Raw genomic sequence first — 26,239 nt, 5'->3', positions numbered from 1 at the left:
TAGCAATTGTAAAATATCAGATACACTAATTATCTCTAATAGACAAAACACTTGCCAAAGATACTTACTAGGTATCAAAACCTTAAGAATGTAAATTTTTAATAAGCAGGATGAAACTAAGCACGCTATTATCTCTAGTCTTGACATTTTCTATCACATTATCTCTAGCGTCTTGTGATGATGATTTAAATAACATCGGAGGAACATTGCAACCTCCCGGTGATAATATTACTGCAGGTACAGATACTCTGTCCGTTATAGCAAAAACTATTTCCATGCAGGATTCAGTATACGCCCAAACAGTAAACGGAATATTAGGCAAATATGAAGATGATATTTTCGGTTCTGTCAAATCTGATTACCTGTGCCAATTTATGTTTCCTGACAGTGCTAAATTCAACGAAAAGATTGCATCTATAACATCTGTCAATCTGGTTATCGGATATATGAATTTCTTAGGAGACACAATTTCTCCCATGGGACTATCCGCATATAAAGTAACCCAACAACTGCCCGAATATTTTTTCACGAATGCAGATCCTAAGAAATATTCCGACATGAAAACGCTTTTGGCAAGCAGTACTTTCTCTGTTGCCGGTTCTAAAAAAGTTAGTTCGACATCCAACTACAGACAGATTTACGCACCAATGGATTCCGCTTTTGCAAAAAATCTTAATCAAGCGATTAAAGCAGGAACTGTTACTGATTCGAAAACATTTAACAATTATTTCCCCGGACTATACATAACTACAACATTAGGATCCGGAACACTTATCCAACCAATACAAACGTCAATTATAATAGATTACAAGTATTATACTGCAAAAGCAGACTCACTAGGAAAAGGCTCATTCACACTAACATCAACAACAGAGGTTAATCAATTAATCCATATTGAAAATAAAAACCCGAATGGATTATTTGATCAAAATTCGGGCATGGTCTATACCAAATCTCCTGCAGGAGTATATCCTGAGATAGTATTTCCGATAAAGAAGATCAAAGAGAATATAGCAAAGAATAATTTTGCATCCATCAACACTGCTCTGTTCAGCGTAACTGGTTATACAGAAAAAGAACCGACGGGCACTTTCTCATACCAAAGACCCCAGACTCTTCTTCTTATAAATAAGGATTCTGTAGATTATTTCTTTACACATAAAAAATTACCGGATAGCAAGACGACTTTCTCAGCGACCAGGGTCAAGGAAACGAACTCTTACAAGTTCAGCAATTTATCTCAACTGATAACATTATACAAAGATAAGAACCTGACAGAAGATCCCACATTTGTATTAATACCCATAGAAATAGCATCAATAGACTCTTACTATAACAGTCAAACGGTTAGGGTATATAATCAAATGTTCCCAACAGCATCTATCTTTAGAAATAATATAAAAGATATGAGACTTACACTCATATATACGAAATTTGAATAAATCATAAAGAAATCAAATCCAATAAAAAAACTCAGGAAGAATCTTCCTGAGTTTTTTTATTGGATTTTTATTAGAAAAAAGTTTTTATTTTCGAAAAATTATACTTGTCCAACCTTCTATAATTTAAGAAAATTTTTCATTTTCAGCAAATACTATCAAAAATATTTTCGGAAAACTTTTAAGTAGAATCAAAAAATTAAACTGCTACAAATCAATATATTAAAAATTATTTCAGAAAACTTAGAACTTTGTTGAAAAGAAATTGTTATAAAATTTGTGATCTATGATCAGTATTTCTATTTTCGCACTCATAAAATATATAACATCAAGAAAATATAATGGAACGTACAGTTTACACGTTTAATGAAGCTTATGAAGCCACATTAGATTACTTCGAAGGGGATGAATTAGCCGCAAAGGTTTGGGTCAACAAGTACGCATTGAAAGATGCCGAAGGTAATATATACGAAAAAACTCCAATCGACATGCATTGGAGACTTGCCAATGAAATTGCACGTATAGAGAAAGTTTATGAAAACGGACTGACATCTCAACAGCTGTTCGATTTGTTTGATCGTTTCAAATACATCGTTCCGCAAGGAAGTCCGATGACCGGAATCGGTAATGATTTTCAGATTGCATCTCTTTCTAACTGCTTTGTTATCGGTATCGATGGTTCTGCCGATTCGTATGGAGCTATCATGCACATCGATGAAGAACAGGTTCAATTAATGAAACGCAGAGGGGGAGTTGGTCACGATTTGTCTCACATCAGACCGAAAGGTTCGCCGGTAAAAAACTCGGCTCTGACTTCTACCGGACTAGTTCCATTCATGGAAAGATATTCGAATTCAACCAGAGAGGTTGCTCAGGACGGACGACGCGGAGCATTAATGCTAAGTGTATCAATCAAACATCCGGATGCAGAATCGTTTATCGATGCAAAAATGATAGAAGGCAAGGTTACCGGAGCGAACGTTTCGGTGAAAATTGATGATGAATTTATGCAAGCTGTAGTCGATCAGACTAGCTACACTCAGCAGTACCCGATAAACTCAGATAAACCATCTACTGTTAAAGATATAAACGCTACACAACTTTGGGAAAAGATCGTACATAATGCTTGGAGATCGGCTGAGCCCGGAGTTCTGTTTTGGGATACAATAATAAGGGAATCTGTTCCCGATTGTTATGCTGATCTAGGTTTTAGAACTGTTTCAACCAATCCGTGCGGGGAGATTCCACTATGTCCTTATGATAGCTGCCGTTTGTTAGCAATCAATTTATACTCTTATGTGGTAAATCCGTTTACAAAAAAAGCTTACTTCGATTTCGATTTATTCAAAAAACACGTTGCTTTGGCACAGCGTATCATGGATGACATTATTGATCTTGAAACTGAGAAGATTGATCATATTCTTAAAAAAATTGATGAAGATCCGGAAATAGAAGAAGTAAAATTCACAGAACGAAATTTATGGAATAAAATCCGTAAAAAAACACTTCAAGGACGGAGAACCGGAGTTGGTATCACTGCCGAAGGAGATATGATAGCTGCAATGAATCTTCGTTATGGAACAGAAGATGCTACAGCATTAGCCGAAGAAGTACAACGTACCCTTGCTATCGCAGCATATCGTTCATCAGTAGAGTTGGCTAAAGAAAGAGGTGCTTTTGAAATATTTGATATTGAAAGAGAAAAAAACAATCCATTTATAAACAGGCTTTGTGCTGCAGATCCTGAACTATATTCTGAAATGGAAAAATACGGTAGACGTAACATCGCTTGTCTTACAATAGCTCCTACCGGAACAACAAGTTTGATGACTCAGTCAACATCAGGTATCGAACCTGTATTTTTACCTGTTTACAAACGTCGTCGCAAAGTAAACCCGAATGATGCTCAGGTTACTAAAATCGACTTCGTTGACGAAAACGGAGACTCTTGGGAAGAATACATCGTATTCCACCATAAATTCGTTACATGGATGGAAGCAAAAGGATATCCTACAGCAAAAAAATATAGTAACGAAGAGTTGGATAAACTTATTGCCGAGTCGCCTTACTACAAAGCAACATCGAATGATGTTGACTGGCTGCAAAAAGTAAAAATGCAGGGACGTATACAAAAATGGGTCGATCACTCAATAAGTGTTACGATTAATCTACCTGCAGACGTATCGGAAGGCTTAGTAAACAAACTTTATATTGAGGCTTGGAAAAGCGGATGTAAAGGATGTACCGTATATCGTGACGGATCAAGAGCCGGTGTGTTGATTTCAGCTGATGATAAAAAGAAAAGCAGCAAAAAAGAAGATTGCGGAGATTGTTTCGAACGTCCAACTGTAATTCCTTCAAGACCCAAAGAACTCGAAGCAGACGTTATCAGATTCCAGAATAATAAAGAAAAATGGATCGCCTTTATTGGTATGGTTGACAATCGTCCATATGAAATATTCACTGGGTTGAATGATGATGACGAAGGTATTATGCTGCCAAAACATGTGAACAAAGGTATTATTATCAAACGTACTGATGATGACGGAGAACGCAGTTACGACTTCCAGTTCAAAAATAAAAGGGGCTATAAAACCACTATCGAAGGACTTAACAGTAAGTTTAACCCTGAGTTCTGGAACTATGCAAAATTAATATCAGGAGTACTACGATATGCTATGCCAATAGATCAAGTCATTAAACTTGTACAGGGCTTAGAGCTGGATAGTGAAACTATTAATACTTGGAAAAACGGTGTTGAAAGAGCCTTGAAAAAATATCTGCCAAATGGGGCAGAGCTAAAAGGGCAAAAATGTCCTGTTTGTGAACAAGAAACCCTTGTATATCAGGAAGGTTGTTTAAAATGCAGCAATTGTGGAGCATCAAAATGCGGTTAATAAAATAACTCTCCATCTATATAAAAAACTCCGGAAGAATCAATTCTTCCGGAGTTTTTCATGTATTGCTATGAACCAATCCTAATCCATACAAACAATACAGGCACAAAAAAACCGCAGACATCATCTGCGGTTGTATTATCTTTAGAGAAATATAATATCAGATAGATAATCCCATAATTAAAGAAGGGAAAAGACCTATTACAATATTCAGTATAATAGCTATCGATGCAACAACAACATAACGAACATCTACTTTCAAAGGTTCCGTTCTAACAGAATCTTTTGTAAACATAACGTTTGCTGTTCCAAAATAATAATAGATAGCTATAATAGAGTTTATCACCCCGAATATTACAAGAATGAGATAGCCGGAATCTATCATCTGACTAAACATAAATAATTTAGCGAAAAATCCGGCAAAAATAGGAATACCTCCTAAAGAAACCATTGCACAAGTGAAAATACCCGCCAGATATAGTTTATCTTTAGCCAGACCGAATATATTAGATATGTCCTCGTCTTTATCTCCACATACAGCCATAATAACGGCAAATGCAGCAATACCGGCAAAAGCATATGCACATGCATAATAAAGAATCGCATTTGTACCTGTACCGTTAGATAAGAGATCCATCATCATAAATCCTGCATGCGATATACCCGAATATGCCATCAATCGTTTCAGGTTTCGTTGACGAAGTGCAGTAATATTACCGACACTCAACGTTAAGATAGTAAGAACAACAACTACAATTTGGAATACAGGAGTCATTCCCGCCGAAAAAATAACGAATATTTTATAAAGTGTACCGATAGCCGCAACTTTCACCAACGTACTCATCAATGCAGTAACTAATGTGGGGGATCCTTCATAAACATCCGGAGCCCAAAAATGAAATGGAACAACCCCGGCTTTGAAGAATAACCCTACGGCAATCATTACAAAACCGATATTAAACCAAATAGGTAAATGTCCGGCCTGTGCCGTAGATATAGCAATAATTGTTTGGATATCAAACGAACCGATAGCTCCGTATACTAAAGCAATACCAAACAGAATGAAACTGGAAGCAAAAGCCCCCATAATGAAATATTTCATTCCTGCCTCATTGCTCTTTTTATCTTTCGGGTTACTTGAAGCCAAAACGTAAGCTGAAATAGATAATACCTCGATACCGATGAAAAACATAGATAAGTTTCCAAAAGAAACCATTGCTACTGCTCCAGCCAGCATAAAAATTATCAAAGATACATAATCAGCAATCTTTGTTATCCTATCTGCATAAAACTTTTGGCTCATCACTATCACAAACATTGTCAATATAATGAATAAGCTTGAAAAGCCCCGTGAATAACCCGTACCGACAACCATATTATAACTGTCGATATCTAAAAAAGATTTATCCAGATAAAACTCAGCTAAAGTCATACCTAATATTCCGGCCAAACCTAAAACGACCACCGGAACAAGGATTTTTCTCAAATTTAAAATCTCAAGTAATAAGCTCAGTATACCTAATCCCGAGACTGCTATCAATGTACTCATTATTTATTTTGCTATATTTTGTTCACTAAAAAGGTCTGATACCTTATCTGTTTATATACATCATAATTTCCTGCAAACTTGGAGATACCAAATCTACAATGGGTTTTGAATATATCCCAAAGAATATAAGGACTGCTGCTAATAAAACAAAAACCAAAGTTTCATTTACTGTCATATCCGAAAATGAAGATTGCTCATTGTCTCCTAACATTACATACTGATACATACGCAGCATGAAGAATGCCCCCAGGAACATGGATGTTCCTATTGCAAGCAAGTATCCTATATGTACCTGATAGATACCATACATAATGGTAAATTCTCCGATAAAATTAAATGTCAGGGGTAAAGCGATAGAAGCCAGCACCATAAAAAAGAATGCCAGTGTAAATCTGGGTGCACTGCTTTTAATTCCTCCCATCTTGCTGATCAATGGAGTTTTTAGTCTTCGATGTATCACTTCTGCAGAAAAGAATAATCCGACAATACCAAATCCATGAGCTAGAATAAGCAGTACTGCACCTAATAGCCCGTCATAGGTCAACGAATATACGCCAGCTGCTATAAATCCGACATGAGAAAGGGATGCATAGGCAAAAAAGCGTTTAAGATTATCCTGTCTCAATGCTATAATTGCACCGTATATAACTCCAATTATCGAAAGTATCAGAACAAGCGAACGAAGTTCGTGTGACGCATAAGGAGTCACCGGCAACTGCCAGCGTATAACACTGTACAATCCCATTTTAGACATGAGTGCTCCCAACAAAAGGGTTCCCACCATAGGTGCTTTTTGATAAACGTTTGCCTGCCATGTATGGAAAGGAAACACAGGTATCTTAATTGCATAAGCAAGAAAAAAAGCAAGGAATATCCAGATTTGTTCAGTATGGCTCAGGTTTGCATTATATATGGCATCCAATTCGAGACTTCCTACTTTCGAATACATATATATAATTGCAGCCAACATAAATAACGATCCGGCAAATGTATATATAAAGAAAGTCATAGCAGCTCTTCGGCGTTTAGCCCTTTCACCATTCCCCCAAAGCACAACAATGAAGTAAATCGGTATAAGAGACATTTCCCAGAATACATAATACACCAAAGCATTACTACTGAGAAATACGCCAGACATAGCAAAAGACATAAACAGAATAAGGCTATACAATATTCTTTCGGACTTCACCGTATGAGAAATACTTGTCAATATGATAATCGGCAGGAGTATCGAATTTAACAAGACCATAGCTATCGACAATCCATCAGCTTTCAATGAAAAGGATATATTGGGCTTACTAATCCATTCTAACGTAAAAGTATACGGTGCTGCAGCCGGATTATGCTCCAATAAAAGCGATATTGAAAACACAGCTCCCGCTATAGCAAATAACATAGCTACTTTCGATGCAAACCGGTTACCCGAAAAGTATGTCACAAATGATCCTGCTAATAAAATAAGTAATATAATAGCGATATTCATATTTTTATAAAATTGTAAGGGTTTCAGACCCTTTTATAATCATTTATTAGTAAACGTTTCCTCCAACTGATTAACTAGACAAGAAATAGGTAAGCTGCAATCGTACAGAACCCGATAACAAAGAAGAACAGGTAAACCCCGATACTTCCATTTTGGACGGCTCTTAAAGGAATTGACAATGCACCGATCAGGTAACCAAAACCGAATACGATAGCATTCATTACTTTTTCAACTATATTCTTGAAAAAGTTTGCCAATACATAGAATGGTTTTACAAATGCAGCATTATATATCTCATCAATATAATATTTATTATAAGCAATTTTTGCAAATCCTGTGATTTTATCATCTTCTTCTGGTACAATAGATTTTGAGATGTACTGATAATAAGCAATAGCTAAACCAATGAGAGCAATTGCTATTGAAACCGCAATCAATAAGATTTGAAGTGTACCCGCCCCATGAGCTTCAGGTATACCTGCGGATAAGACGGGAGAAAGATAACCATTCAGCCAACTATATCCGAAAGGCAAACTGATAAGACCTCCGACTGCAGCTAAAACAGCCAAAATTATAAGAGGAAGAGTCATTACCGACGGAGATTCGTGTAAATGATGTTTTTGCTCCTCAGTGCCTCTGAAATCTTTATTGAATGTAAGAAACAATGCTCTGAACATATAAAAGGCAGTCATCAGAGAAGCTAGAGCAGCTAAAATCCAAAGAACTTTATTGTGTTCAAAAGCAGTAATCATTATTTCATCTTTCGAGAAGAACCCGGCAAAGGGAGGAATTCCCGAAATAGACAGTGTAGATATAAAGAATGTAGCAAATGTTATAGGTAATGCTTTACGCAACCCACCCATTTTACGCATATCCTGTTCGCCACCCATGGCATGTATTACCGAACCCGATCCAAGGAAAAGGCAAGCTTTGAAGAATGCATGTGTTATAACATGGAATACTGCTACATGATAAGCACCTAACCCAACAGCCAAGAACATCAACCCCAACTGTGATACGGTGGAGTATGCCAATACTTTTTTAATATCAGTCTGAAACATACCGATAGAAGCAGCAAACAATGCCGTAACTGATCCTACGACAGCTATAATCATCTGTACATCGGGAGTCAGATTGAAGAGGAAATTTAGGCGGGTCACCATAAATATACCGGCAGTCACCATCGTTGCAGCGTGTATCAATGCCGAAACAGGAGTTGGTCCGGCCATCGCATCGGGCAACCACGTATATAGCGGTATCTGGGCACTCTTACCCATTGCTCCGACAAAAAGACAAAATGTTCCGACACTTAACAATCCGCTCACTCCCAAATTAGAAGTAGTCGTTACCGCTAATTTTAAAGTGTCAAAATCAATTGTTTTGAAGATATATCCAAGGGTAAACACTCCGGTAAGAAATCCGAAGTCCCCTATCCTATTCATAATAAACGCTTTCTTTGCTGCATCATTGAACTTATGATTTTTATACCAGAATCCTATAAGTAAATAAGAGCAAAGACCAACTCCTTCCCATCCGATAAACATGATAGCCAAATTGTTAGCTGTCACAAGAATAATCATAAACAGGATAAATAAATTCAAATAGGCAAAAAAGCGGTCGATATGCTCATCGCCTTTCATATAACCGATCGAATACAAATGAATCAATGTACCGATACCTGTTACAAACATCAACCAGATTAGAGATAATTGATCTAACAATAAATCGAAGTTAACGGTAAACTCAGCGAAACTTACCCACTGAAACAAATGGATATGAAGAGCCTCTCCGGTCGATAATATCTTAATGAAATAAATTAACGTAATAACAAAACTACCAGCTACAGCTGTTGTTCCTATAAGCCCCGGTAGTGTCTTTCCTAACTTTTTACCCCCAAACAGATTTATCAAAAAACCTATCAGCGGAAAAATCAAAAGTAATAATACCAATCCTGTCTCCATCCTTAGTTATAGTAAGTATTTAAAGCATTATTAAAAAATAATAACTATATATTATATTGATTTACAATTCTACCTTGTTTCAAATAAAAAAGCCTGCGGCTTATCCTTTCAAGTTTTTTAATTTATCAATATCAATAGAACCGATATTTCGGAAAATTGAAACTAAGATAGCCAACCCAACTGCTACTTCAGCGGCAGCTACAGCCATCGAAAAAATGACAAATACCTGAGCACTGGCATCCTGATGATAAACCGAAAATACAGCCAACAACATATTGGCAGCAGCAAGCATCAATTCTACGGACATTAACATGACTATCGTACTGCGCCTGTACAGCATACCCAGTACACCTATACAAAACAGCAAAGCCGACAGATAGATGTAATTATTTATTCCAACTTGTTCTAATATATCTTGCATAGCTTTTACGCATTAAGGCTTTAGACCTTTTATTATATTTTCTTATCTATTTTCTCTCTTGGATATTAATACCGCACCGATCATCGAAGCAATAAGCAATACAGATGCAAACTCGAATGGTACTAAATATTCATTCAGAATAACATCGCCAATCACTTTTACCGACTGAAAATCAACCTCTGCATTCTTGTAAACCTCTATCTGCGGTGTAGCTTTCAATAGAGCAGCCAGCATAACCACCACCATCAGGCATGCAGAAACTGTTGCAGCAACCCTGCTCGCTATTTTTTTAGCGGGTTCATGCTGTTCATTCAGGTTCATAAGCATTAAGGTAAACAGTAACAGCACCATAATTGCTCCGGTATACACAATAATATGTATTACAGATAGGAACTGTGCATTAAGCATTAAAAAGTGTCCGGCGATTGAAAAAAAGCAGACAATCATATAAATTGCACTATGTACGGGATTTTTAGACAATACAGTCAACAGACCCGAACCTAATGTAATTGCCGCCAGAATATAAAAAATTATTGTAATCATCTTTTTTGATTATTCAATTGTATCTTTTGTTTTTACCATCTTCTACCGAGATTACCAGCTTATCTTTTCCATAGATAAAGCTCTCACGATTAGTCCCTACATTTACATGCTTCTGCGATTTAGTCAAAAAGATGGCTTCTTTGGGACAAGCATCTTCGCACAATCCGCAAAATATACAGCGCAGCATATTTATTTCATATATGGCAGCATATTTTTCCTCACGATACAAGTGCAACTCATCTTTTGTCCGTTCTGCAGCCTTCATAGTTATAGCCTCTGCAGGGCATGCCAAAGCACATAATCCGCAAGCCGTGCAACGTTCACGTCCTTCTTCGTCACGCATCAATACATGTTGCCCTCTGTACACAGGACTATATGTACGCTTCTGTTCAGGATATTGAATCGTCACCTTTTTCATAAAAAAGTGCCTAATTGTAATCATCATACCTTTTACGATCTGCACAAGGTAGATACGTTCCCAAAAAGACATCTCTTTATTGGTTACCGCTGTTTTACGTCCTGATAATGATATATTTTCAATAGCCATTTTTATACCTTAATTAAATATAAGTACTCCTAACCCTACCAACAAGATGTTGACAATAGCAAGAGGGAATAATATTTTCCAACCCAGATTCATCAATTGGTCATAGCGGAATCTAGGAATAGTCCACCTAACCCACATAAAGAAGAATATAAAGAACGATGTTTTTGCTAAAATTGATAATACAGCTAATACATTAGCTATGTTTATACCCCAATTAGCAGCAACCCATTCCATTCCCGGATAATTATATCCTCCAAAGAAAAGAATAGATATCAATGCAGACGAGAAAAACATACTCACATATTCCGAAAACATATAGAATCCCATTTTCATAGAGGAAAATTCGGTATGGTGACCATTTACCAATTCCGACTCGCACTCAGCCAAATCGAAAGGTGTACGGTTACATTCTGCAAATGCACAAACCAGAAATATCAGGAAAGTAATAGGCTGAAAGAAAATATTCCATCCGAATCCGGCTTGCTGTTCTGTAATCTCACGAAGGCTTAAAGTACCCGTCATCATCACCAAGGCGATTAATGAAAGTCCCATCGCAACTTCGTACGATACCATTTGAGCTCCGGCACGAATACCACCCAATAGCGAATACTTATTGTTAGACGCCCAAGCCCCTATTACGATACCATAGATACTTGTAGACATAACTGCTACAACATATAATAATGCAATATTTATTTCTCCTACCTGCGGAACATATTCTACTCCGGCAATTACAAACTTTTCAGCCCACGGTATAACAGCACTACCCAAAAGAGAGACTGTCATTGCAATACCAGGTCCTATTATAAATAAAAATTTGTTGGGTGTATTCGGAATGAATTCTTCTTTCGAAAATAATTTGGCTCCATCACAGAGAGGTTGCAAAATACCAAATATACCAGCACGGTTAGGACCATAACGGTCTTGAATAAACCCTGCAATTTTCCGTTCTGCCAATGTAGAATATAAAGCAAAGAACATTGTAACGGCAAATACTATAAGTATAAGAACCAATTTTTCTATTATAAATGAAATCTCCATATGCTTATGACCTTACTCTTCTTTTACTTTTTTAATTTCTTCAAGTTCGGTTTCATCAAAAGGAAAGCCCGACATACTTATTTTCTTCTGATCCTGCTTACGTCCTTCCAACACCAAATCGTCAGTTTCTATCTTCACCTTCTTCAATGAACGAGTATAATTATTGACATTCAGTACCGAATCCTTCTCAAATTTACGAGGACCTTCAATTACCCAGTCTTCGGCTTTTTTATGATCGAAACGACATTCGTTACAGATAAATTCTTCTACTTCGTGATACTGATCTTTACGAGCTGTTACCCGTTGTACATGATCACCAAACATCCATAAAGTCACCTTGCCGGAACAATGAGGACAATCACGATGCGCATTAAAAGGCTTATTAAACCAAACACGAGATTCGAAACGGAATGTCTTATCAGTCAATGCCCCTACCGGACATACATCTATCATGTTACCTGAAAACGAATTGTCAATAGCTTTTGATATATAAGTTGATATCTGGGCATGATCGCCACGTCCGACAACACCATGTACACGTTCGGGTGTCAATTGGTCAGCCAGTTTCACACAGCGATAGCAAAGGACACAACGGTTCATATGTAGTTGAATATAGGGGCCGATATCTTCCGGCTCATATGTTCTCTTTTGTTCAATATATCTGGTCTTGAAATTTTTATTGCCATATGCAAGATTTTGCAAATCACATTCTCCGGCCTGGTCACATACAGGACAATCCAAGGGATGGTTGATTAGCAAAAATTCAGTCACAGCCTGACGGGCTTCTAGTGCACGTGGCGAAGTGGCACTTTTTACCTCCATACCATCTTGTACGGACGTCACACACGAAGGCTGAAGTTTCGGCATCGGACGAGGGTCCCGTTCACTGCCTTTTGTAACTTCTACCAAACAGCAACGACATTTACCTCCACAATCTTTCAATTTGGAATAGTAACACATCGTAGGAGGAACACAGTCACCACCAATCATCCGTGCAGCTTGCAGGATGGTAGTTCCCGGTTCGACCTCTATTGTATGTTCATCTATCGTAATTTTCATTTTCTAAACTCCTAATCGTTGATCAACTAATAGATGTCTAACCTTTTGCATCGGTTCATCTACAAAATGATTTCTATTTTTTACCTTTTCAGGAAATCTTACATGATATTCAAATTCTTCACGGAAATGACGGATAGCTGCCGCAACCGGCCAAGCTGCTGCATCTCCCAACGGGCAAATTGTATTCCCTTCTATTTTACCCTGTATGCTCCAGAGCAGGTCGATATCTTCTTCACGCCCCATTCCATTTTCGATACGGTGCAGAATTTTTTCCATCCATCCTGTACCTTCACGACAAGGTGAACATTGTCCGCAACTCTCATGATGATAAAACCTCGAGAAATTCCATGTATTACGAACAATACAAGCCGAATCGTTATAAACGATAAATCCTCCCGAACCTAATGATGAACCTGTAGTGAATCCACCATCAGCCAAAGATTCGTATGTCATCAAACGATCTTCACCGTTAGCTGTCTTGAATATATATTGTGCCGGTAAAACGGGGACAGAAGATCCTCCCGGAATAAACGCTTTCAGTGGACGATCATCGATCATACCACCCAGATATTCATCGGAATTCATAAATTCATCAACAGATAAACCCAACTCTATTTCGTAAACACCGGGATTTTTAATATGCCCTGATGCGGAAATTAATTTTGTTCCGGTAGATTTACCTAAACCTATCTTAGCGTATTCTTCACCACTGTTATTTACAATCCATGAAACAGCAGATATAGATTCAACATTATTCACTACTGTAGGTTCAGCCCAAAGACCACTTACAGCAGGAAACGGAGGTTTGATACGAGGATTTCCCCGTTTACCCTCTAATGATTCAATCAATGCAGTTTCTTCTCCGCAGATATAAGCTCCGGCTCCACAGTGTACGTATAAGTCGAGGTCGTAACCTGTACCTAATATATTTTTGCCCAACCATCCATTAGCATAGGCTTCCTTTATCGCTTTTTCCAATATCTTGAAAACCCACATATACTCACCTCTGATGTAGATGTAAGACAAATGAGCTTCCAATGCAAAACTCGAAACAATAGCTCCCTCTATCAATAAATGAGGAATATGTTCCATCAGATAACGGTCTTTGAATGTACCGGGTTCCGATTCATCGGCATTCACCACTAAGTGACGAGGTTTCCCCGATTTTTTATCAATAAAACTCCATTTCAATCCCATAGGGAAACCGGCTCCACCACGACCTCTGAGTCCCGATGTTTTTACCTCTTCCACAATCTGATCAGGAGTCATCGTCTTCAAGGCTTTTTCAACAGACCTGTAACCTCCGTTTTTACGATAGACTTCGTAATCCTTTATTCCCGGAATATCTATATTTTCGAATAATATCTTTCTAGCCATCGCAACCTCTTAATCTAGTTTTATTTTACCTTGTTTGCAATCTTCTACAAGAACATCAAATTTATCTTCAGTGAGATGTTCATGATAGAAATCTCCCAATTGAAGCATCGGTGCATATCCACACGCACCCAGACATTCTACACCGACAACACTAAACAATCCGTCTTCGGTAGTTTCACCCTCCTTAATTCCTAATTTATTGCATGCATAGTCAATCATATCCTCTCCTCCACGAATAGAACAGCAAGATGTCCGGCAAAATTCAAATGTATATTTACCTCTAGGTTTCTGATTGAACATCGTATAAAATGTTACCACTTCATATACCTCAATAGGACTTACTTCAAGTATTTCAGCAACTTTATTCATGAGTCCTACACTAAGCCAGTTATCATGAGCATCTTGTACCGCATGTAAAACAGGAAGCATCGCCGATTTTTTCTTATCGGCAGGATAATGCCCGGTCAATTCATCAATACGAGACTGTAGATCGGGTGTAATATTTATTTCTTGTTTATATTCTCTTCTTTCCATTGATACGATCATTTATGCATCCAGCTCCCCGGCAATAACATTTATACTTGACAAAGTAGCCACCGCATCAGAAAACATTCCTCCTTTAACCAATTCGGGAAACGCCTGATAATATATAAAACATGGACGGCGGAAATGTAAACGGAACGGAGCTCTCGATCCATCGGTTATCAGATACATTCCTAATTCGCCATTTGCACCTTCAACCGAATGATATACTTCGGCTATAGGAACGGGAACTTCACCCATAACTATTTTGAAGTGATTAATCAAAGCTTCCATGCTGGTATAAACTTCATCTTTGGGCGGCAGATAATAATCCGGAACATCTGCGTGATACTCTCCTTCGGGCAAGTTATCTTTTGCCTGACGAATAATTTTCAAACTTTCTTTTATCTCTGCTGCACGCACACACCAACGGTCATATGTATCGCCTCCTGCACCAACAGGTATAATAAAATCGAAATCTTCATACGAACTGTAAGGTTGTGCAACACGTACATCGTAATCTACACCAGTAGCTCGTAAGTTTGGCCCTGTAAATCCATAATTAATGGCTTTTTCTGCCGATATAGCTCCTGCCCCCACAGTACGATCCATGAATATACGGTTACGAACAAATGCTCTCTCTAACTCATCCCATGCTTTAGGGAATCCTTCGAGAAACTCATCCAATTTTCGCCATGCAGCCTCACTCCAGTCACGCTCGAAACCTCCGATACGTCCCATATTGGTAGTCATACGTGCACCGCATATCTCTTCGTATATTTCGTAAGCCAGCTCACGATATTTCATTACATATAAAAATGGAGAATAGGCACCCAGATCGACCCCTAATATGGAGTTACAAATGAGGTGATCGGTTATACGTGCTATTTCCATAATGATTACACGCATATATTGAGCCCTCTTCGGCACTTCTACACCAAGAGCTTTCTCTACAGTCATCCACCAACACATATTATTTATCGGTGCCGAACAGTAGTTCATACGATCTGTTAATGGAGTAATCTGATAAAAGGTTCTATTCTCGGCAATTTTTTCAAAAGCCCGATGAATATAACCAATGGTGGTATCAGCATCCAGAATGCGTTCGCCATCCATCAACAATATATTTTGAAATACACCGTGCGTAGAGGGGTGTGTCGGTCCAAAATTCAAAACCGAAAGTTCACGTCCATCTTCAAAGCGTTGCTCTCTGACAATCTTTGCAAAAGGGTGCTCTTTATCTATAAATAAATCTGACATTCTGAGACCTTATTTATTAGTATTTGGATCATAATTATCTGGTGTACGACCAAAAAAACGGTCATCTTTATCGGTACGTCCCGAATCTTCCAACGGATATTCTTTTCTCATGGGAAATGAAATCATCCCTTCGTCATTCAATATACGCTTAAGCTTTGGGTGCCCTTGAAACACAACGCCATAGAAATCATAAGTTTCACGCTCCATCCAGTTAGCTGATGCAAAAATATCCGAAACGGTATCAACTTCAACTTTATCTGCCGAAAGGAATGTTTTAACTCTTACCCGTACATTATCAATCCAGTTATGAAGAAGATACACTACAGCAAACTGAGCTTTCACTTCATTATCAGGATAATGTACCCCACAAAGATCCGTCAAGAAATTAAAGCGTAAAACTTCATCTTCTTTCATAAACCTGATTACTTCTTTTATTACCGATGAAGTTGCATCAAACGTAAGAATATCCCGTTCCATCCTGAAGTTTAACACTTCTTCTCCGAAACGACTACTGATTCTATTTTGAATATCTGTAATTTCTAGTGACATTATTCAAATTTATATGATTCCAATAATTCCTGATATTTTTCCGAACCTCTTCTATGGATCGATTCGCTTTTTACAATCTCTTGCAATTGCATAACGCCATCCAGGATTTGTTCGGGACGAGGCGGACAACCCGGCACATATACATCTACCGGAATTACTTTATCTATGCCCTGTAGTACCGAATAAGTATCGAATACTCCTCCGGAAGAAGCACAAGCACCAACGGCAATCACCCATTTGGGTTCAGCCATTTGCTCATATACATGACGCAAAATAGGCGCCATCTTTTTAGAGATAGTGCCCATCACTAACAGCATATCTGCCTGACGAGGAGAAAAACTGTTACGCTCTGCACCGAAACGCCCCATATCGTATGTAGACGCCATGGTTGCCATAAATTCTATACCACAACAAGATGTAGCAAATGGCAATGGCCACAGAGAATTTGCCCTAGCCAAACCGATCACATAATCGAACTTAGTGGCAAAGAAACCACTGCCCGAATAACCATCCGGAGCCGGAGCTATATTTATTTTATTAGTTGAATCACTCATGGTTAAACCTGCTTTAGTTGCCGAAATAAGATATATCTTAACGATATAATAACAAAAGGGTCTGCGCCCCTATCTTTCCCAATCGAGGGCTTTACGTTTAACAATATAAAGGTATCCGACAAGAAGCATAGCTATAAAGCCTCCCATCTTCAACAAACCACTCAATCCGATTTCTTTATAATTAATAGCCCAAGGATACATGAAAATAATTTCTATATCGAAAAGCACAAAAAGAATAGCTACAAGAAAATACTTAACAGCGAATGGAGTCCGGGCATTGCCAATCGGCTCCAGACCGCACTCAAAATTTTGATTTTTTCTTGAGGCTTTGTGTTTTGGACCTAAAAAATTTGAAACTAAAATTGTTCCGAAAACGAAGACCGCAGAAAACGCTACCTGCATTAGGATAGGAACAAAGTCAAATAAGTTTGATTCCATCTTTAGTTATTTAGGATCTATAAAAATGACATTTCGTTACATTTCTCTTACAAATATAAACAAAACACTTTCAAAAACCATCTATCAAGCCATATATTTTATCAATATGTCACACGCTGTCAAACCAGGAGCGCAAAATACAGTCTTTTTGTTAAACAGACTTAACAAACTGAAGATTACAAGTAGTTTTTATAAGCTAATAAACAAAAAAAGCATCCTTTTATTTAATAAGCAGAACTTATTATATGTCTTTTTATTAAATTTATTATCTTTATCAACAACAAATAAAGCCCAATCCAAATAACATTATATTTTCAAAAAGAAAATATAACATCTAAACACCTACACATTTGATTATTTATTTATATTTGCACTTTACATTTTAATACTACATATATATAGCACTAATTAAAATACAAATGGAATTATTATGAAAACATTTAGAAAAACAATCTTATCTTTTTTATTTGTCTCAGCTTTCTCTTTCACTAATCTTTATTCTCAGGACATAAGTTCGATTTCCGAACCCGAATTTATAGGAGAGGTCGTTATTATCCGAGCTGATAATACAACCGAAGCCTTGGAAAAATCACCAGTACAAACAAAGACTAAAGCCGGAGCCAGCCTGTATATCGTCGGAATAGGCAATGTAAAAACAAAAATGAAAATCGCAGGCTGTTGCGCAGGAGTAAGAGCCAAAGAATCGGACAAAATCCGTTTTATTATCAAAGCGGCGGACAATCATACCGATCCTTTAGCTTTTATTAAAATATTCCAACTTGAATCGAAGAAAAAAGAAAGAACTGCTGAACTTGCTTCGGTTTCTACTTTTGGAGGAGCATCAAAAAACAATTTACAAGAATTACCTTTTACAGCAAAAAAGTATGGAACAAGTTCTTATCTGATTACCATCACTGAAAACAGAACTGGGGAATTCGGTATTGTGACTATGAACCCTAACGCTTTGGATGAAAAAGCAACAATAATTTCGAGTTTTGGGGTAGATGCTGAATAAATAAAGTATAGAATATTATATACAAAAAAGAGAGTTAATAAAACTCTCTTTTTTGTATATTAGCACAAACTCAATCTTCATTATTTATATTTTTTGCTAATCCGCCATGCGATGTCTCTTTATATAGGCTGGGTAAATCGTGTCCGGTTTCTTTCATTGTACGAACCACTTTATCGAAACTGACCAGATGCTTTCCATCCGAAAGCATGGCATAAGAGCACGAATCCAGAGCACGTACCGCAGCAAAAGCATTCCTTTCAATACAAGGAACCTGTACTAACCCACAGATGGGATCGCAAGTCAAGCCTAAATGATGCTCGAGTCCCATTTCGGCTGCATATTCAATCTGGGAGGTGGTTCCACCGAAAAGCTGTGCACCGGCAGCCGCAGCCATTGCACATGCCACTCCGATTTCACCTTGACATCCGACCTCTGCTCCCGAAACGGATGCGTTCTCTTTAACTATATTACCGATTAGACCGGCCGTAGCCAAAGCTCTCAGAATTTTCTTGTCACTTACATTGTGATGACTGCTATGCAGATGATATAAAACAGCAGGTAACACTCCACACGAACCACAAGTAGGAGCAGTTACGACCTTTCCTCCGGAAGCATTTGTTTCGGACATAGCCAGTGCATACGAAAAAAGCAAAGCACGGCTCATCATTGAACCATTGTATCCCTTCGCCTTAACAAAATAAGATGAAGCCTTCCGTTGCAAACCTAGTCCACCGGGTAAGATCCCTTCTTCTTCTATGCCGTTTCTAATAGCAGCCTTCATTACAGTCCACACATCATTCAGATAATCAAATATCTCGGTACCTTCTGTCTCTTCGACATATTCCCAAAATGTTTTTCCTGTTTTATGAGTCCAATCGAGAATTTGTTTCATCGTATGTTTGTCATAAATCGGCTGAACAGATATTTTTGTTTTTTCATCAGCCAGATCACCTCCTCCTATACTATATATTGTCCAGGTATCAAGTATATCTTTATCAGAGGATAAAGACCTCAAGATCATCCCATTCGGATGAAAAGGCAATTCTTTATCAGGTATCCATTTTATTTCTACGGATTTCGGAGCAAACATTTCGGCTATAGCAACATCAGTCATATGCCCTTTTCCGGTTGCCGCCAAACTGCCATACAAATCAACCATATATGAATCGGCCTTAGGATTTCGCTCCTTAAAGATTTTAGCAGCATTACTTGGTCCCATAGTATGGCTGCTTGACGGACCAAAGCCTATTTTAAATATTTTCCTAATCGATTGCATATAATATTATTATTATTTTTTCGAAAATTATATGAGCTGAAAGTATTTAATATTGTATTTTAAAACGAAAACGAACTACAATAAGTATACGAACAAAGCCAATAAGAAAGCCTACGGCTTTAATGCCTCAAAGTTAGCTATTGTAATTATAAAACCCGCACTACAAATGCGGGTTTTATAATTATATACAGAGTCTTTTAACATCAGATTATTCTTCGGGTAAACTTTTCCATCGAAGTAACACATAACGAATAAAAAACCACATCGATACAAATGTCAAGCAAACATTACCTAATACAAATTCAGCGATATGATCATCCATAAAACGATACCATATACAACCCAACGTGTTCTGATTAATTCCATCACTGTCATAGCATCCGGAACTGCATATCGAATAACCAAAAAAGAACAGAATGGCTGGTACAGCCGGTATAAACCACAATAAATGGTTGACATATATATTTGATCTTCCTTTATTCTGCAAATTTGAATTTCGGGATAATATGTTGGCGAGTTCTACTCCAAATAAAATCAATAAGACAACATGATATGCAAAAAATCCCGAGACACCTGAGATTAGAGAAAACAACCCATCAACAAATAAAAAGATTCCTAAAGATACAAATGCAATCAGCCATGCCTTACCGGATGTCACACGATACGAAAATATAAGCAATGAAAAACCTCCTGATACGCATAAAACAATCAACAATGCAATAGGATTAAAAAGAGGTATATCGTATGCATCGAAGACTTTTTCGTAACCACTTTTCAATTCTTCAAATTGGACATAGTATTCGATATTATTATAGCTATTGCTATTGTTTGATTTATAATTATAAGATCTATAATTATATTCGCTATTCTCTAGATTATAAGGTCTGATCAAGTTAAAATCTCCAACCGGATATTTCGATGGATTATAAACCAGCTTAAGCCATAAATCTCTGTTCAGATTAGTTTTGAGATGTCGATCGGTATGTAATAACAGAAAATCATCCATTAAATGAGCTATTTTTTCTTTATCCTGACCTTTCAGCCATTCTTTTACTGTCTCCGAATTCTTTAATCCGTAATGATCGTAGCCGCTCGACACATATATAGGTGTATACTCCTGATAATTAAGCAAAGACAGTTGAGCGAAATCTGGATAATTTTCATAGTATACATTTTGCCCCTCTGCTAATATCACAGCCGAATCTAAAGACATCGTTTTTCTTTTATTCTCAATGATGGCTGTTTCTTCATCCGGATATTCTCTATAATAATTAGTTTTATCGGTAGGAATAAGTATTTTGATCATATTCAAAGTTTCGACAGCTTTTAAAGCCTCCTTCTCGGTTGCATACGAACGCTTTTTCATTGTACTTCCGACATTCAGAGAAAAGAATGGCAATATAGACATAAAGATAATTGTATATATTAATACCCATTCAAGATACAGGGACTTAGCCGACCGAGGATAAAAAGATTTGAAGGCATTATTCTTCGAATAGAATATAAGCCATATAATGAGTGTCAGTACACAGATTAAACCGATCGAAAAATAAAGAATTCCCGAATCTATAAAATCATCATAGTAATTCGACTTTGAGAAATCAATCGAAGAAGAGAAATACCCTATAAGAAAGAACAGGACATTAACTAATATTGTAAACCCCAACACGGGTACAATCCGTATATTCCAGAGCAACGGATGATTCAGTAATAGATATTTTTGTATTTTGTCTAGCATCTTGTATAAGCTTTAGTAAAAAAGGAATAATTAAGGGCTTAACCTTAGTTACAGAAAGAAACGGCGTGTGGAATTAGATATATTCCTGAAATAGCTCAAAGGAATATTTTTATCTACAACCAGCTGTAAAAAATGATTAAGAGTAACACTTGCAGAAAAAATCGCGACATACGTTCCTCCTTTTAGCTGAAGGCTTTCCATTCCGATAACGGCTAAAGACTCACGTATCAGATCCTGTCCCCAATCGCTTTCAAATTCAATAATAAGTTCAGGTATAGCTTCTTCCTTATCTTTAACTAACAGAATATCAGATCCTTCTGTCGTACTTGTATAATTAATACTTTGGGGGTTTCCTTGTTTCAAAAACACAACCCGATCCGATGTCTTCTCAACTTCGTAAAGTTGTTGGGAACTTAAAACGATACCCAGAGGACGGAAAAGTGACTTAGCAATATCCCTGAAATCGTCAAGAACAACTTGCTGTGCCAGAATATCCAGATTGGCCAAAGGTTCGTCTATTAACAGTAGCTTAGGCTTCCGCAATAACATACGAGCCAGCTCGAAACGCATCTTATAACCCGAGGACAAACTTTTCCAATTAAGATGACGATATGCTCTTAATCCCATACGAGCAATAACCAGCTGAACCAAGTATTCATTTTCTTCTCCACGAATACCATAAGACGATGCCGTAAATTGCAAATTGGTTAAAAGTGAGCCATGCCAGTCTTTTGTTCTCTGAGGAATATATACCAATTGAGTGCGCAGATCGTAATTATCTTTACTCGGAAAATTATAATTGATAGTTCCTCCGGTAATATCCAACTCCCGGCACAAAGACCGTAACAGGGTGGTTTTTCCATTTCCATTCTCACCAACCAATCCGATTATCTCACCTTCCGATACTGATAACGAAATAGGACCTAAAGAAAATGACGAATTTAAATATCCCTTCGTCAGATCTTTTATTTCAAGGAGTGTATCACGTTTCTTTATCTCTTTTCTGCTCAAGACATCTTTTAGCTCTTCGAGCATCGATCTGAACTTAACCTGAATTTCAGAAATATTCTTCTGATTGCTCTCCAGCCAGTCAAGCAAATCATGCATTTTCTTATAATATACAAGATCTTCTGTATCCAGAGTTAAATCAATCAATCGCTTCAGAAGTCCTGAGTAATCTTCATAATCAAGCAATTGATATATGTTTTTGTAGTACGTTTCAAATATTTGCATATTGTTGTTTTATCTATGACAGATGCTAAGATATAAACTTTCTATTAATTCAATCGTGTTTCAGGCTAATTTATCCGTTAATCGGCAAATGCCGTTATTCGATCGGGATGTATGACTGCCCTGTGAGCGGCTTCCTGAGCTATTCTAATTTCAGTTTCAGTCAAAGATGCCGGAGCGAATGAATTGCCTATTACATTGCGCCCTGTCAATTTTTCGTACCATGTGCATGCCGCAATATATCGTCCGATAATCAAATTGAGATGATGCCCGTCTCTACAAAAAGTGTCTCCCAGATATGATGTTCTCGCATTTTGAATTGCTGTTCCTGATGGAATCACAATATTAATAGCGACCTTCTCTGCGACCTTATTTACAGTTTCAACAATAGCTGTGTACATCTTTATCTGATCATTATTGTAATTCGCAAATCCGGCGTGCTTTGAATCTTTTGCATACGCCCATGTCATATGCAAAATGTATTTTGTATCAGGATTGGAACTCCTTGTTCTTACATAATCAAAAAGGTTGGAAAGATAGGGAAAGTAAGTCTCATATTTACCTGTATTGGAACTTACTTGCTGAAATGAAATATAATCCCACTTCTCGCTCGGAATGATTTCCGATAATCTGGCACCTCCAAGCACTTTTTTCGCTCCATCGGACTCTGTTTTCCGGTATGAATAAGCAGGCAGATTATTAGCGGCATTATTCCAATGCTTTTCAAGCGAACAGCCTCCAATCATTATATTACCTATAATAAAAGTAATGCCGTCGGCTTTACCCAGATCATAGAGGTTATTTTCGACAGCGTCTTCGGAGAAACTATTACCGATAGTCAAAACCCGTATTGTGTCATTAACACAAAAAACTGAAATACTGATAAATAAAATAATAGATAATAAGGTAATTTTATGAAACATAATATAAGTAATAGTAAGTATTAATGATACATATAAATAGATTCACTTAATTGTCAACTAATCTACTTATTTACAGACTAGTAACAAAAACAACTAAGACCTTAATACAATCAGATAAATATAATCTAATGAAGAAAAATGTGCTGCTATATACAAATATCCGGTTGAACAACCGTAGTTTCGATATTTAGCATATCTTTGTGTTCTTCGCCGTCAAAAATACTAAATAGATTTTAAAGAACCTCTAATACTAAACAAACTCATATTATAAATGAAAAAAACAGAAAACAATATCCTTTGTTCTCTATTTCAGGTTTTTATCGAATAGTTAAGGATAGAATAACCTTTTTATGAAAAACAAAAACTAGAGTCTAAGGCTTAGTACTATGAAAATATTGCCTGATATAAACAAATCCAATCATCATGGATTTATATAAGTTGTAAAAATACACAAGTAACAGAAAGTATCAATGAATACAGTAAACAAGTATAAAAAAGATATTAACTCGTTTACCCGTTTCCTTGTAAAAATCGTTTACTGATAAATAAAAGGTCTGAGACCTTAAGCAGCAAAAAACCGCGTCTATATCGGACTACCATGAGCGAAAAAGAAAAATTATACTTGCTTTCTCGAGGAAGCAATGAGGCGTTCGAACACATGTACTATCTGTACAGTGGCAAGCTATACAATTTTATATTGAAGCTTACACAAGGAAATACTCATGTCGCAGAAGAATTGGTACAGCGCACTTTTATCAAAATATGGGAACAGCAAACTAAAATAGATCCGGAAAGGTCTTTTCTGTCATACCTATGTACTATAGCCAAAAATCTGCTGCTCAATGATTATGAACACGAAGCGGTTCGATATATATACACCGAATACGTAAAAAACAATGCAGATATGCTATATGATAATGTGACAGAAAAAGAGATCGACCGTAAATTACTCGAAGATTTTATAGATAAGCTTACAGAAGAATTGCCTCCCAAACGAAAAGAAATCTTTATATTAAGCCGTAAATATGGATATTCAAATAAAACCATTGCCCGGCAATTACAAATTTCGGAGAGTACCATTGAAACCCAATTAGCTAAATCATTGGCTTATATGAGAGAAAAGCTGAAATATTACATCATCTATATCTTATTTTTATGGATGTTTTTTTAACTTTAGATAGTGGAAAAGTTAGGTATAACTGTATATTAAGTAAAGAGATGAATTAATAATATAGAGCAAACGAGTTGACAGGTAAACAAGTATAAATACCTATACCAGAAAAAAACAGCAAAGAACAGTCTAAATATATGAAACCGGAAGAATGTGTAGAACTTTTTGAACGCTATGTCTATGGCAAAGCTTCTGATATGGAAATTGCCAGATTAACTGATTGGATAAAAAACAATCCGGAACTTTCTTGTTGGCTCGAACAACAGATCGAAAACTCACCTTCCGAAATAGATCCTACTATACAGCATAGGATGCTCCGCAATATACAAAAAGAAATAAAGCAGGAGGATGAACCTCTACATTTACCTGCCTCCAAGAAAAGATGGTGGCTTGTGGCGGCGGCCGTACTGCCTATACTAACGGCTATGGGGATGTATTTCTACTTGACGGCGAAAGGATCAACAGATAAAACGGACTTGTCTCCGTATACAATAGCTGTTGAACAAGGACAAAAAGCATCCGTTACTTTACCTGACGGGACTAAAGTATGGCTCAACTCTAAATCTAAACTAATATGTACTCCCGACTTTAATATTAAAGACAGAGAACTGAGTCTCTCCGGAGAAGCCTATTTTGAGGTGGCTCATAATAAGGATAGGCCATTCAGGGTGAAGTGTAATGATATTTTGGTAGAAGCATTAGGAACTGCATTTGTAGTAAGGGCTTATGACGACGACGAAACTGTATCTTCAGTGTTGATAAATGGAAAAATAAGGGTTGATACTCCGGGAGGAGAACTCCTATTATCCCCTAACGAAAGAATAGAGTATGACAAGCATACACACTCCAATGAAGTCAAACAAGTGACCAATGCAACCGACTTTACAGGATGGAGGGACAATCAGTTCCGCTTCGAGCATGCTTCACTCAAGGAAATAGCCAAAAGTATCGAACGGACATACAATGTACAGTTGATATTCGCATCGAAAGATATCGAGAATCAATATTTTACGGGTACAATAAATAACAGCAGCCTCGAAAGTATGCTGAATATATTAGCACTGACCTCATCGTTAAAGTTCAGGATAGAAGATCAACAGGTTATTTTACAGAAAAAATAAATAAACCCCGTCCGCTTCCAGTATTGAAAGACAGTCAATACAAAACAGCACAAAACACTATATACAAATCACTTACATCAAATAAAAGAGTAACCGGATATTATTTAGGTTGCTCTTTTTTTGAT

General features: G+C 37.1%; 23 protein-coding genes. 5 read left to right on the top strand and 18 right to left on the bottom strand.

Annotated features, from left to right (window positions below):
* Positions 1 to 110: 110 nt before the first annotated feature.
* Together AABJ51_RS02820 and AABJ51_RS02815 are read left to right on the top strand one after the other, a co-directional pair.
* Entirely contained in the window at positions 111 to 1,442 is a 1,332-nt protein-coding gene (locus tag AABJ51_RS02820) for a DUF4270 domain-containing protein (protein WP_026625757.1), read from the top strand.
* A gap of 338 nt (positions 1,443 to 1,780) precedes the next feature.
* Positions 1,781 to 4,336, top strand: coding sequence for an adenosylcobalamin-dependent ribonucleoside-diphosphate reductase (locus tag AABJ51_RS02815; RefSeq protein WP_338374323.1), 2,556 nt, complete (start codon positions 1,781 to 1,783; stop codon positions 4,334 to 4,336).
* 160 nt (positions 4,337 to 4,496) lie between these two features.
* Here AABJ51_RS02815 and AABJ51_RS02810 read toward each other — a convergent pair whose 3' ends face one another.
* The 14 genes from AABJ51_RS02810 to AABJ51_RS02745 all read right to left on the bottom strand — a co-directional run bounded on the left by AABJ51_RS02810 (position 4,497) and on the right by AABJ51_RS02745 (position 17,640).
* A complete protein-coding gene (locus AABJ51_RS02810) occupies positions 4,497 to 5,885 on the bottom strand; it encodes an NADH-quinone oxidoreductase subunit N (protein ID WP_338374322.1) in 1,389 nt (462 codons plus the stop codon).
* 43 nt (positions 5,886 to 5,928) lie between these two features.
* Positions 5,929 to 7,368 carry a complex I subunit 4 family protein gene (locus AABJ51_RS02805; RefSeq protein ID WP_338374321.1) on the bottom strand — a complete coding sequence of 480 codons (1,440 nt, stop codon included), beginning with the start codon at positions 7,366 to 7,368 and terminating at the stop codon, positions 5,929 to 5,931.
* Between the two features lie 74 nt (positions 7,369 to 7,442).
* Positions 7,443 to 9,329, bottom strand: a complete 1,887-nt coding sequence (gene nuoL / locus AABJ51_RS02800; RefSeq protein ID WP_338374320.1) for an NADH-quinone oxidoreductase subunit L — start codon at positions 9,327 to 9,329, stop codon at positions 7,443 to 7,445.
* Between the two features lie 100 nt (positions 9,330 to 9,429).
* Positions 9,430 to 9,750, bottom strand: coding sequence for an NADH-quinone oxidoreductase subunit NuoK (nuoK, locus tag AABJ51_RS02795; protein WP_338374319.1), 321 nt, complete (start codon positions 9,748 to 9,750; stop codon positions 9,430 to 9,432).
* Positions 9,751 to 9,792: 42 nt separating this feature from the next.
* Positions 9,793 to 10,293, bottom strand: a complete 501-nt coding sequence (locus AABJ51_RS02790; protein ID WP_026625751.1) for an NADH-quinone oxidoreductase subunit J family protein — start codon at positions 10,291 to 10,293, stop codon at positions 9,793 to 9,795.
* A gap of 13 nt (positions 10,294 to 10,306) precedes the next feature.
* The gene (locus tag AABJ51_RS02785) at positions 10,307 to 10,840 is read right to left on the bottom strand and encodes a NuoI/complex I 23 kDa subunit family protein (protein ID WP_338374318.1); all 534 of its coding nucleotides are present in this window, start codon (positions 10,838 to 10,840) and stop codon (positions 10,307 to 10,309) included.
* A 9-nt stretch (positions 10,841 to 10,849) separates the two neighbouring features.
* Entirely contained in the window at positions 10,850 to 11,881 is a 1,032-nt protein-coding gene (gene nuoH, locus AABJ51_RS02780) for an NADH-quinone oxidoreductase subunit NuoH (protein ID WP_026625749.1), read from the bottom strand.
* A gap of 12 nt (positions 11,882 to 11,893) precedes the next feature.
* Positions 11,894 to 12,940: an NADH-quinone oxidoreductase subunit G gene (locus tag AABJ51_RS02775; protein WP_134437140.1), complete on the bottom strand. Its 1,047-nt coding sequence runs from the start codon at positions 12,938 to 12,940 to the stop codon at positions 11,894 to 11,896.
* Between the two features lie 3 nt (positions 12,941 to 12,943).
* Positions 12,944 to 14,317, bottom strand: coding sequence for an NADH-quinone oxidoreductase subunit NuoF (gene nuoF, locus AABJ51_RS02770; protein WP_026625747.1), 1,374 nt, complete (start codon positions 14,315 to 14,317; stop codon positions 12,944 to 12,946).
* Between the two features lie 9 nt (positions 14,318 to 14,326).
* Entirely contained in the window at positions 14,327 to 14,851 is a 525-nt protein-coding gene (locus tag AABJ51_RS02765; RefSeq protein ID WP_338374317.1) for an NADH-quinone oxidoreductase subunit NuoE family protein, read from the bottom strand.
* Positions 14,852 to 14,863: 12 nt separating this feature from the next.
* Positions 14,864 to 16,099, bottom strand: a complete 1,236-nt coding sequence (locus AABJ51_RS02760) for an NADH-quinone oxidoreductase subunit D (RefSeq protein ID WP_338374316.1) — start codon at positions 16,097 to 16,099, stop codon at positions 14,864 to 14,866.
* Between the two features lie 9 nt (positions 16,100 to 16,108).
* Positions 16,109 to 16,648, bottom strand: coding sequence for an NADH-quinone oxidoreductase subunit C (locus AABJ51_RS02755; RefSeq protein ID WP_026625744.1), 540 nt, complete (start codon positions 16,646 to 16,648; stop codon positions 16,109 to 16,111).
* A complete protein-coding gene (locus AABJ51_RS02750) occupies positions 16,648 to 17,202 on the bottom strand; it encodes an NADH-quinone oxidoreductase subunit B (RefSeq protein ID WP_026625743.1) in 555 nt (184 codons plus the stop codon). Before AABJ51_RS02750 ends, AABJ51_RS02755 begins: the two co-directional genes overlap by 1 nt.
* 69 nt (positions 17,203 to 17,271) lie before the next feature.
* Positions 17,272 to 17,640, bottom strand: coding sequence for an NADH-quinone oxidoreductase subunit A (locus AABJ51_RS02745; RefSeq protein WP_134437137.1), 369 nt, complete (start codon positions 17,638 to 17,640; stop codon positions 17,272 to 17,274).
* 430 nt (positions 17,641 to 18,070) lie between these two features.
* On the opposite strand from AABJ51_RS02745, the gene AABJ51_RS02740 reads away from it, so the two are divergent.
* Positions 18,071 to 18,655: a hypothetical protein gene (locus AABJ51_RS02740; protein WP_338374315.1), complete on the top strand. Its 585-nt coding sequence runs from the start codon at positions 18,071 to 18,073 to the stop codon at positions 18,653 to 18,655.
* 70 nt (positions 18,656 to 18,725) lie between these two features.
* On the opposite strand, the gene AABJ51_RS02735 is transcribed toward AABJ51_RS02740, so the two are convergent.
* The 4 genes from AABJ51_RS02735 to AABJ51_RS02720 all read right to left on the bottom strand — a co-directional run bounded on the left by AABJ51_RS02735 (position 18,726) and on the right by AABJ51_RS02720 (position 23,822).
* On the bottom strand, positions 18,726 to 19,931 hold the full coding sequence (locus AABJ51_RS02735; protein WP_338374314.1) for an L-serine ammonia-lyase: 1,206 nt from the start codon (positions 19,929 to 19,931) through the stop codon (positions 18,726 to 18,728).
* Positions 19,932 to 20,139: 208 nt separating this feature from the next.
* Positions 20,140 to 21,669, bottom strand: a complete 1,530-nt coding sequence (locus AABJ51_RS02730) for a hypothetical protein (RefSeq protein WP_338374313.1) — start codon at positions 21,667 to 21,669, stop codon at positions 20,140 to 20,142.
* A gap of 48 nt (positions 21,670 to 21,717) precedes the next feature.
* A complete protein-coding gene (locus AABJ51_RS02725; protein ID WP_338374311.1) occupies positions 21,718 to 22,902 on the bottom strand; it encodes an ABC transporter ATP-binding protein in 1,185 nt (394 codons plus the stop codon).
* 77 nt (positions 22,903 to 22,979) lie between these two features.
* Positions 22,980 to 23,822, bottom strand: a complete 843-nt coding sequence (locus AABJ51_RS02720) for a DUF4886 domain-containing protein (RefSeq protein WP_035331260.1) — start codon at positions 23,820 to 23,822, stop codon at positions 22,980 to 22,982.
* 598 nt (positions 23,823 to 24,420) lie between these two features.
* Here AABJ51_RS02720 and AABJ51_RS02715 point away from each other — a divergent pair.
* Entirely contained in the window at positions 24,421 to 24,993 is a 573-nt protein-coding gene (locus AABJ51_RS02715; protein ID WP_134437132.1) for an RNA polymerase sigma-70 factor, read from the top strand.
* Positions 24,994 to 25,130: 137 nt separating this feature from the next.
* Positions 25,131 to 26,114 (top strand): FecR family protein, encoded by a 984-nt coding sequence (locus tag AABJ51_RS02710; RefSeq protein WP_338374310.1) that lies wholly within the window; start codon positions 25,131 to 25,133, stop codon positions 26,112 to 26,114.
* The last annotated feature ends 125 nt before the right edge of the window (positions 26,115 to 26,239 follow it).

The sequence above is a fragment of the Indolivaga capnocytophagoides genome, from assembly GCF_036511535.1.
Lineage (GTDB): Bacteria > Bacteroidota > Bacteroidia > Bacteroidales > Dysgonomonadaceae > Dysgonomonas_A > Dysgonomonas_A capnocytophagoides.
The sequence above is the reverse complement of the archived record's forward strand: the minus strand, read 5'-3'. Positions and strand labels throughout refer to the sequence as shown.